Source organism: Streptomyces sp. NRRL F-4489, assembly GCF_001509485.1.
Taxonomy (GTDB): Bacteria; Actinomycetota; Actinomycetes; order Streptomycetales; family Streptomycetaceae; genus Streptomyces.
In genome coordinates, this window is sequence record NZ_LLZI01000070.1 from 1 (window position 1) to 9,005 (window position 9,005).

Consider the following 9,005-nt stretch of genomic DNA (forward strand, 5'->3'; position numbering starts at 1 on the left):
GGGGGGGGGCGGGTGGGGGTGGGGGAGGGGGTCTGGCTGGTCCCGGTCGTGTTTTGTGCGCGGCCGGGATTTTTGTTTTGCAGGGGTTATGGGGGTTACAGGCGGTGGGCGGCGCCGGTGGGGGTGGCGCCTCGGGTGTCCAGGAGGAGTTGGGCTTTTACGGCTAGGCCCTGGAGGTCGTAGGTGCGGTGGGGTTGGAGGAGGACGGTGAGGTCGGCGGCGGAGGCGGCGTCGTAGAGGGAGTCGGCGCGGGGGACGGGGCGGCCGGCGACTTCCCAGTGGGGGACGTAGGGGTCGTGGTAGGTGAGGTGGGCGCCGAGTTGGCGGAGGCGGGCGGCGACCTCGCGGGCGGGGGTGCCGGTGAGGTCGGCGAGGTCGGGTTTGTAGGTGACGCCGAGCAGCAGGACGCGGGCGCCGCGGGCGGACTTGCCGTGTTCGTTGAGCAGGGTGGTGCAGCGCTGGAGGACGTAGCCGGGCATCCGGTCGTTGATCTGCTGGGCGAGGTCGACCAGGCGGAGTGAACTGCCGTCGCCGGCACGGCGGTTGGGGTCGAGGGGGGCGGCGTGGCCGCCGACGCCGGGGCCGGGGCGGAAGGACTGGAAGCCGAACGGTTTGGTCTCGGCGCAGCGGATGACGTCCCAGAGGTCGACGCCGATCTCGTGGCAGTAGACCGCCATCTCGTTCATCAGGGCGATGTTGATGTGGCGGTAGTTGGTCTCCAGGAGGTTGGCGGTCTCGGCCTCGCGGGGGCCGCGGGCGCGGACGACCTTGTCGGTGAGGCGGCCGTAGAAGGCGGCGGCGGCCTCGGTGCAGGCGGGGGTGAGGCCGCCGATGACCTTGGGGGTGTTGCGGTAGCGGTGGGTGCGGTTGCCGGGGTCGTGGCGGGCCGGGGAGCAGGCGAGGTGGAAGTCGCGGCCGGCGGTGAGGCCGGAGCCGGCCTCCAGCAGGGGGCGGAGGAAGTCCTCGGTGGTGCCTGGATAGCCGGCCGATTCGAGGATGACGGTGGTGTGCGGGCGGAGCCGGGCGGCCAGGGTGCGGGCGGCGGCGGCGAGCGCGGACAGGTCCAGGGCGCGGTCCTCGCCGAGTGGCGTGGGGGCGCACAGGACGGCGGTGCGGACCCGGCCGAGGGCCGCCGGGTCGGCGGTGGTGCGGAAGCCGGCCGCGAGCAGCCGGCGCACCTCCGTGGCGGAGAGCGGGCCGCCGGCGGCGGGGAGGGCGGCCGCGCGGGGGTCGGGATCGTAGCCGATGGTGGTCAGGCCGGCGGCGGTGGCGGCCTGGGCGAGGGGCAGACCCAGGTGGCCGAGTCCGATGACGGCGAGATCTGCGGGCATGCTGCGGCCGTCCTTCCCGAGTGGTGGTGGGGGTCCCTGCGCGAACGTCCTGGTGCCCGGGCGGCCGGGGCGCCAGGGGGCATAAATAGACTAAGCGGATATTTGACCCAGAATGGGTATTGGTGGATCGCCGCGGCCGGGTGTTGCCGCCGCGGGCGGACGGTGGCCGGGGGCGCGGAGCGCGGGAACAATCGACGGACGGGGGGTGTGGCTCCGGATCTCAGCGGGAGGCAGCGGTGAAGACAGCGACACTCGGACCGGCGCAGCGCGCCCAGGCACTCACCCGGATGGCGGAGCACGAACTGGACCTCCTGGTGGTCGGCGGCGGCGTCGTCGGCGCCGGTACGGCCCTGGACGCCGCCACCCGCGGACTGGACACCGGGCTGGTGGAGGCCCGTGACTGGGCGTCGGGCACGTCCAGCCGGTCGAGCAAGCTCATCCACGGCGGCCTGCGGTATCTGGAGATGCTGGACTTCGCGCTGGTGCGGGAGGCGCTGAAGGAGCGCGGGCTGCTGCTCCAGCGGCTGGCACCCCATCTGGTGCGGCCGGTGCCGTTCCTCTACCCGCTGCGCCACCGGGGCTGGGAGCGCTTCTACGCGGGCTCCGGGGTGGCGCTGTACGACGGGATGTCGGTCTCGTCCGGGCACGGCCGGGGGCTGCCGGTGCACCGCCACCTCTCGCGCCGCCGGGCGCTGCGGGTGGCGCCCTGCCTGCGGAAGGACGCGCTGGTCGGCGCGTTGCAGTACTACGACGCCCAGATGGACGACGCGCGCTATGTGATGACCCTGGTGCGCACCGCCGCCGCCTACGGGGCGCACTGCGCCAACCGCGCCCGGGTGGTGGGCTTCCTGCGCGAGGGCGAACGGGTCGTCGGGGCGCGGGTGGAGGACGCCGAGGGCGGGGTGACGTACGAGGTGCGGGCCCGGCAGGTCGTCAACGCGACCGGCGTGTGGACCGATGACACCCAGGCGCTGATCGGGGAGCGCGGGCAGTTCCACGTCCGCGCGTCCAAGGGCATCCACCTGGTCGTCCCCAAGGACCGGATCCACTCCACGACCGGGCTGATCCTGCGGACCGAGAAGAGCGTGCTGTTCGTCATCCCCTGGGGGCGGCACTGGATCATCGGCACCACGGACACCGACTGGGACCTGGACAAGGCGCATCCGGCGGCCTCCAGCGCCGATATCGACTACCTCCTGGAGCACGTCAACGCCGTCCTGGCCACCCCGCTGACCCGGGACGACGTGGAGGGTGTGTACGCCGGGCTGCGGCCGCTGCTGGCCGGGGAGTCGGACGCGACCAGCAAACTGTCCCGGGAGCACACCGTGGCCCACCCGGTGCCGGGGCTGGTGGTCGTCGCGGGCGGCAAGTACACCACGTACCGGGTGATGGCCAAGGACGCGGTGGACGAGGCGGTGCACGGGCTCGACGCCCGGGTGGCCGAGTGCGTCACCGAGAACGTGCCGCTGGCGGGCGCGGAGGGCTACCAGGCGCTGTGGAACGCCCGGGCCCGCATCGCGGCCCGCACCGGTCTGCACGTGGTCCGGGTGGAGCATCTGCTCAACCGCTACGGCGCGCTGACCGAGGAGCTGCTGGAACTGGTCGTCGCCGACCCGGACCTGGGCCGGCCGCTGGCCGCCGCCGACGACTACCTGCGCGCCGAGGTCGTCTACGCCTGCACGCACGAGGGCGCCCGGCACCTGGACGATGTGCTGACCCGGCGCACCCGGATCTCCATCGAGACCTTCGACCGCGGCACCCGCAGCGCCCGGGAGGCCGCCGAGCTGATGGCCCCGGCGCTGGGCTGGGACGGCGCGCAGGTGGAGCGGGAGGTCGCGCACTACGAGAAGCGGGTGGAGGCGGAGCGCGAGTCGCAGCGGCAGCCCGATGACCTGACGGCGGACGCGGCGCGGCTGGGCGCGCCGGACATCGTGCCGCTGACGTAGCGGGCGTCGTGTCAGGGCGGCTGACGGTGGGTCAGGCGCGGCGGCGGCAGAATTCCGCGGTCAGGACCGCGGTGCCGTCCGCGCGGCCGGCCGGGGCGTCGGTGTTGACGCGGTAGCTGACCAGGTCGCGGCCGTCGGGGGTGCCGGCGGTCTGCGCGTACGAGCCGTTGATGTCGCCGTTGTGGCCCCAGACCGTCACGCCGCAGGGCAGCCGGGTGGCGTAGACGCCCAGGCCGTAGGTGCCGCCGGTGGCCCGTTCGCTGCGCAGCTGCGCCATCTGGCGGGGCGCCAGCAGGCGGCCGCTGAGCAGCGCGGCGAAGAAGCGGTTGAGGTCGCCGAGGGTGGTGATCATCTCGCCGGCCGCACCGGCCCGGCTGGGGTTCAGGTCGGTGCTGTCCACGCTGCGGCCGCCGATCAGGGAGTAGCCGCGGCCGTGCGGCGCGGGCAGCGCCGGGCTGCCGCCGGGGAACGAGGTGTCGCGCAGCCCCCATGGCTCCAGGATGCGGCGGCGCACCTCCTCGGCGTACGGGTGGCCGGTGACGCCCCGGATGATGAGGCCGAGGACCAGGTAGTTGGTGTTGGAGTAGGCGTAGCGCGCCCCGGGGGCGGCGGTCGGGCGGTGGGCGAGCGCGATGCGGAGCAGTCCGGCGGGGGTGTAGCCGTCGTAGCGGTGGGCCGCGAAGCCCGTTCCGTACAGGCGGGCGGCCAGGCGCGGATCCTCGGTGTAGTTGAACAAACCACTCGTATGGTCCAGAAGCTGGCGGACCGTCACCCGCCGCAGGTCGTTCGCGCCGCCGGCGCCGGTGCGCGGGACACCGGGCGGGAGGTATGGCGCGGCGGGCCCGTCGAGGGCGAGCCGGCCCTCGCCGGCGAGCTGGAGGACCACCGTGGCGACGAAGGTCTTGGTGAGGCTGCCGGCCCGGAAGTGGTCCCGGCGGCCCATCGTCCGGCCGCTGCGCAGATCGGCGACGCCGGCCGCGGCGTACCGCGAGGCGGACAGCCGGCCGTCCCGGGTGACCAGCGCGGCGGCGCCGGGCGCGCCGTCGGCGACCAGGCGGCGCAGCGCGGCCGCCGTCCCGGGCGCCGCCGTGGCCGCGGCCGGTGTGGCGGGCGGCCGGAACGCCGGCGCCGGCCGGACCGCGGCCAACGGTCCGCCCGAACACGCCGTCAGGACCAGGGCCGCCGCAACGGCCGGGACGGCGAGCGCGGCGGTGCGGCGCGGCGGGCCCGGCGGGGCCGGGCGGAGCGTGCGGAGGGGCACGGAGGAACTCCCGTCGTCGGGGCCATCATGACGGGTGCGCGGCGCCCTCCGGCACCCACCCGGGCCTTCCGCACGGCCGTGGATGAGGGAGAATGAAGGCTCTGCCAGGGTGGGTTGTCCGAGTTGGGCCAGTTTGGTGATCGATGGAGAATCGAGGCTGCCAACTCGGCTGGAATGCAGAGGGGATTCAGTGGGCGACGAGGTCGAGATGGACGGCAAGGAGGGCAGGCTCCTCGCCGGCCGGTACCGGCTCGCCGATGTTCTCGGCCGGGGCGGGATGGGCACCGTCTGGCGCGCCGAGGACGAGGTCCTCGGCCGCACGGTCGCGGTCAAGGAGCTGCGTTTCCCCGGCGGTGTCGAGGAGGACGAGAAGCGCCGCCTGATCACCCGCACCCTGCGCGAGGCCAAGGCGATCGCCCGGATCCGCAACAACGGCGCGGTGACGGTCTACGACGTCGTGGACGAGGACGACCGGCCCTGGATCGTGATGGAGCTGGTCGAGGGCCGCTCGCTGGCCGAGGTGATCCGCGACGACGGCCCGCTCACCCCGCGCCGCGCCGCCGAGGTCGGCCTCGCCGTGCTCGACGTGCTGCGCGCCGCCCACGGCCAGGGCGTCCTGCACCGCGATGTGAAGCCCTCCAACGTCCTGATCTCCGACGACGGCCGGGTCGTGCTCACCGACTTCGGTATCGCGCAGGTCGAGGGCGACCCCTCGGTGACGTCCACCGGCATGCTGGTCGGCGCGCCCTCGTACATCTCGCCGGAGCGGGCCCGCGGCCAGAAGCCCGGCCCGCCGGCCGACCTGTGGTCCCTGGGCGGGCTGCTGTACGCCTGCGTCGAGGGCGTTCCGCCGTACGACAAGGGCTCGGCGATCGCCACCCTGACCGCGGTGATGACCGAGCCGGTCGACCCGCCGAAGAGCGCCGGGCCGCTGGCGGACGTCATCTACGGCCTGCTGGTGAAGGACCCGGCGGGCCGGCTGGACGAGGCGGGCGCGCGGGCGCTGCTGCTGGCCGTGGTGCACGCCCCGGAGCCGGAGCCCGAGCCCCCGATGGACGCGACGCGGGCGATGACGCTGCCCACGGTGGGGGCGGAGCGGCCGGAGCGGGCGGCGGCGAAGCCGGCCAAGGCGCCGGCGGGCGCGGCGCGGAAGCCGAAGCCGGCGGCCGGGGCGGCCCGGCCGGCGCCGAAGGGCGCGGCGGCGGGCGGTGCGAAGACGCCGGTGGCGCGGGCGTCCGGGACGGGCACCGCGGTGTCCCCGAAGGCCGCGGAGAAGGCCGGTGCGAACGGCTCAGCGGCCCGGCCCGGTTTCGACGCGGAGGCCGCCAAGGAGCGGGTGCGCGCGGCCCTGACGTCGGTGCGGAACGCCGCCGCGGCGGTCCGCTCCGAGCCGAGACCCGGCGGCGGGGACGGCCGTCCCGCCCCGCCGCGCGCGTCGGTGACCGATGTCGTCCCGCGCCGCACGCTGATCATCGGGGTGGTCGTGGTGGTCGTCGTCCTCGGGACGCTGCTGGCGCTGGTGTTCGGGGGCGGCGGCAGCGACACCGCCGGTGACGCCAAGGGGGCCGCCGCGAGTGGGACGGCCGCCGAGTCGGCCCCGGCGGGCGGGGAGACCGCCACCGGGGGCGGCGACACGCCCGGCGGGAAACCGGGCGGGAGCGGGTCCGGCGCCGGGGACAAGGGCGGCAAGAAGGACGGCGCGGCGCTGCCGGAAGGGTTCGCCGAAGTCGCCGACGGCGGCTTCCACTTCCGTATGGCGATGCCCAAGGGCTTCAAGCAGACCGGCACCGCCGGGCAGCACTCCGGTGGCATCTACAGCGCCTCCGGCGGCTTCCCGCGCATACAGGTCGACTACAACGACTCGCCGGGCAAGGACGCCGCGGCCTCCTGGCGCAGCCTGGAGCCCAGCGTGGCCGGGTCCAGCGAGGGCTACCACCTGCTGGGCATCAAGGCCGTGGACTGGCGCGGCTATCCGACCGTCGCGGACTGGGCGTTCACCCGCCGGCAGGGCGGCGAGGACGTGCGGGTGCTCAACCGCGGCTTCCGCGCCGACGACCACCACGGCTACGCCATCATGATCACCTGCAAGGCGGACGCCTGGGACGCCAAGGAGTGCCGGGAGCTGCGGGACACCGCGTTCCGCACCTTCGCGATCAAGGACTGACCGGCGCCGGGAGCGGCGGAACTCCGCGCGCGGCGCGGCCCGGCGGGCCCGGCTGTCAGTGCCGGCCCGTATCGTGAGAAGGCCGGAGTCGTCCGCATCCGTCACCACCGGCGGGGCGCGGCGCACGCTGAGGGGAGGCGCGTCGTGGACGCGTACGCGGGATCTGTGCTCGCCGAGCGCTACCGCCTGCCGCGGCGGCCCGCCGGCGACGGCCCCGAGGCCGCTGACGGGCCGTTCCCCGGCCAGGTGGCGGCGGTCCGGGCCTATGACACGTACAGCGGCCAGCGGGTGATGATCCGTCAGGTGCCGCTGCCGGAGGTGGTGGACGCCGAGGTCGTGGCGGCGGACGGGGGCGGTGCGTCCGGTGGGTTCGGCGCGTTCGACGCGTCCGTGGATTCCGTGGACGGGCGTGCGGAGGAGCGTTTCGGCGGGAGCGGCGGCCGGCGGGAGCGGGCCGGCGTCGCCGACCGCAGCCCCCGCGATCCGCTGGTCCGCCGGGCCCTGGAGGCCGCGACGGCCGCCGCCCAGCTGCCCGACCACCCGCTGCTGGAGCAGGTCTACGACGTCTTCGCGCAGGACGGCAGCCTGTGGATCGTCGGCGAGGACCTGCCCGCGCGCCCGCTGGCGGCGCTGCTCGCCGAGCGGCCGCTGACCCCGCACCGCGCCGCGGAGATCGCCGCCGATCTGCTCACCGCCCTGCGCGCCCTGCACGCCCACGGCTGGCCGCACCGCAACGTCACCGCGCGCACGGTCCTGGTCTGCGACGACGGCCGGGCGGTGCTGGCGGGCCTGGCGGCGGGCGCGGCCCAGGAGGCGCTGTGCGGGTACGACCTGCGGCCGGAGGCGGTGGCCGGGGCGGTGGTCTCGTTGGCCAAGGGGGCGGGGGCGGAGCCGTCCGGGTCCGGCGGGTCCGGTGGGTCCGGCGGTCTCGTCGGCCTCGCCGCCGAGCGGGCGCGGCAGACGCGGCTGCAGTTGGTCGGTGCGGTCACCGAGCGGTGGGCGCCGGAGCTGGCCGGGCCGGCGGACGGCGGCGCGGCGGCGCCGGCGGGGCCGGCCGCGGATCTGTGGGCGGTGGGCGCGCTGCTGTTCCGCGCGGTGCGCGGGCGTCCGCCGTTCCCCGAGGAGGACGCCGCCGAGCTGGTGCGGCTGGTGCGGTCCCGGCCGCCCGCGCCGGCCGCGGAGTGCGGGGTGCTGCGGCCGGTCGTCGAGGCGCTGCTGTGCCAGGAACCGTCCGGGCGCCCCGGGTCCGCAGAAGTGCTCGCCCGGTTGCGGGAGGTGCTGCGCGGCGCGCCGGAGCCGGATCCGGGCCGCGGGCTGGTGACGGTGCCCGCGCTGCCGGGGGCGGGCGATCCGCGGCGGCTGCCGGTCCCGCGGCGCCGCGGTGAGCTGGTCCGCCGGGGGCGGCGGCCGGCGGCCCGTCCGGCGCGGCCGCCCGGGCAGCTCCGGCGGCCCGGGCGGGCGTCCGGCGCGGTGCCGGAAGCGGCCGGGCCGGTCCGGGTCGGCGCGGGACCGGCGGCCGGCCGGGAGCCGCGCGCGCCGCGGAGCCTGGGCCGGGTGCTGCTCGCGGTGATCCTGCTGCTGATGGTGGCCGGGATCGCGTACGCCATGGTGTTCCTGCCGAAGTCCGGGGCGGGCGCGGCGGGCGGCGCGTCGGGGGCGGCCCGCGCCACGACCCCCGGCGCCGCGCCCGGCGGCAGCCCCGCCCCCTCGTCCGGCGGCGCGGGCCGGGGCGGTCCGACCCCGCCGGGCACCGCCGCGACGCAGACCACCGCCACCGTCGCCCCCGGCTTCGCGCTCCGCACCGACCCGCTGGGCTTCCGCACCGCCGTCCCCGAGGGCTGGCGGCGGAGCACCGGCCCCGGCCCCGGCCAGGCGCGCTACGCCGGTGGCGGGCTGGAGCTGCTGGTGGTGCCCGGCCGGGACACCACCGCCCGCTTCGGCACCGACCCGATGGCGTATCAGGAGACCGGCGAGCCCGAGCTGGCGGCGTTCCGCGACTCCGCCTGGTCGTCGGCCGCCGGGCTGCGCCGGATAGACGTCGGGGGCACGGCGATGGCCGAGGGCACGTTCACCTGGAAGGACGGCGCCGGCCGCCAGGTCTACGCCCGCAACCTCGCGCTGCTCGACGGCGGCCGCTACCACCTCGTCCTGGTCACCGGCCCGGTCACCGCCCGCGCCCAGGTGGACCGGATATACGCCCAGGCCAGCAGCGCCTACCGGCCGGGCTAGCCGCCGCCCGCGAGCCCGGGGCCGTCCCCGGCCGCCGCCCCCGCCCATGGGCCCACTCCCTTCCGCCGGCCCGC

Annotated in this window: 5 protein-coding genes; 3 read left to right on the top strand and 2 right to left on the bottom strand. The window is 76.4% G+C overall.

Annotation, left to right across the window (positions count from 1 at the left end):
• Positions 1-95: 95 nt before the first annotated feature.
• Positions 96-1,331 (bottom strand): nucleotide sugar dehydrogenase, encoded by a 1,236-nt coding sequence (locus ADL22_RS08360; protein ID WP_066975315.1) that lies wholly within the window; start codon positions 1,329-1,331, stop codon positions 96-98.
• A 236-nt stretch (positions 1,332-1,567) separates the two neighbouring features.
• On the opposite strand from ADL22_RS08360, the gene ADL22_RS08365 reads away from it, so the two are divergent.
• The gene (locus tag ADL22_RS08365; protein WP_066975317.1) at positions 1,568-3,277 is read left to right on the top strand and encodes a glycerol-3-phosphate dehydrogenase/oxidase; all 1,710 of its coding nucleotides are present in this window, start codon (positions 1,568-1,570) and stop codon (positions 3,275-3,277) included.
• Between the two features lie 31 nt (positions 3,278-3,308).
• Here the strand turns inward: ADL22_RS08365 and ADL22_RS08370 are convergent, their stop codons facing one another.
• Positions 3,309-4,538, bottom strand: coding sequence for a serine hydrolase domain-containing protein (locus ADL22_RS08370; RefSeq protein WP_066975319.1), 1,230 nt, complete (start codon positions 4,536-4,538; stop codon positions 3,309-3,311).
• 190 nt (positions 4,539-4,728) lie between these two features.
• Here ADL22_RS08370 and ADL22_RS08375 point away from each other — a divergent pair, with 190 nt between their 5' ends.
• On the top strand, positions 4,729-6,702 hold the full coding sequence (locus tag ADL22_RS08375) for a serine/threonine-protein kinase (RefSeq protein WP_199836246.1): 1,974 nt from the start codon (positions 4,729-4,731) through the stop codon (positions 6,700-6,702).
• 144 nt (positions 6,703-6,846) lie between these two features.
• The gene (locus ADL22_RS08380; RefSeq protein ID WP_066975320.1) at positions 6,847-8,931 is read left to right on the top strand and encodes a protein kinase; all 2,085 of its coding nucleotides are present in this window, start codon (positions 6,847-6,849) and stop codon (positions 8,929-8,931) included.
• Positions 8,932-9,005 lie beyond the last annotated feature (74 nt).

Coding starts and splice junctions, on each gene's coding strand:
- ADL22_RS08360 (WP_066975315.1), bottom strand. CDS start 1,331: ATGCCCGCAGATCTCGCCGTCATCGGACTCGGCCACCTGGGTCTGCCC.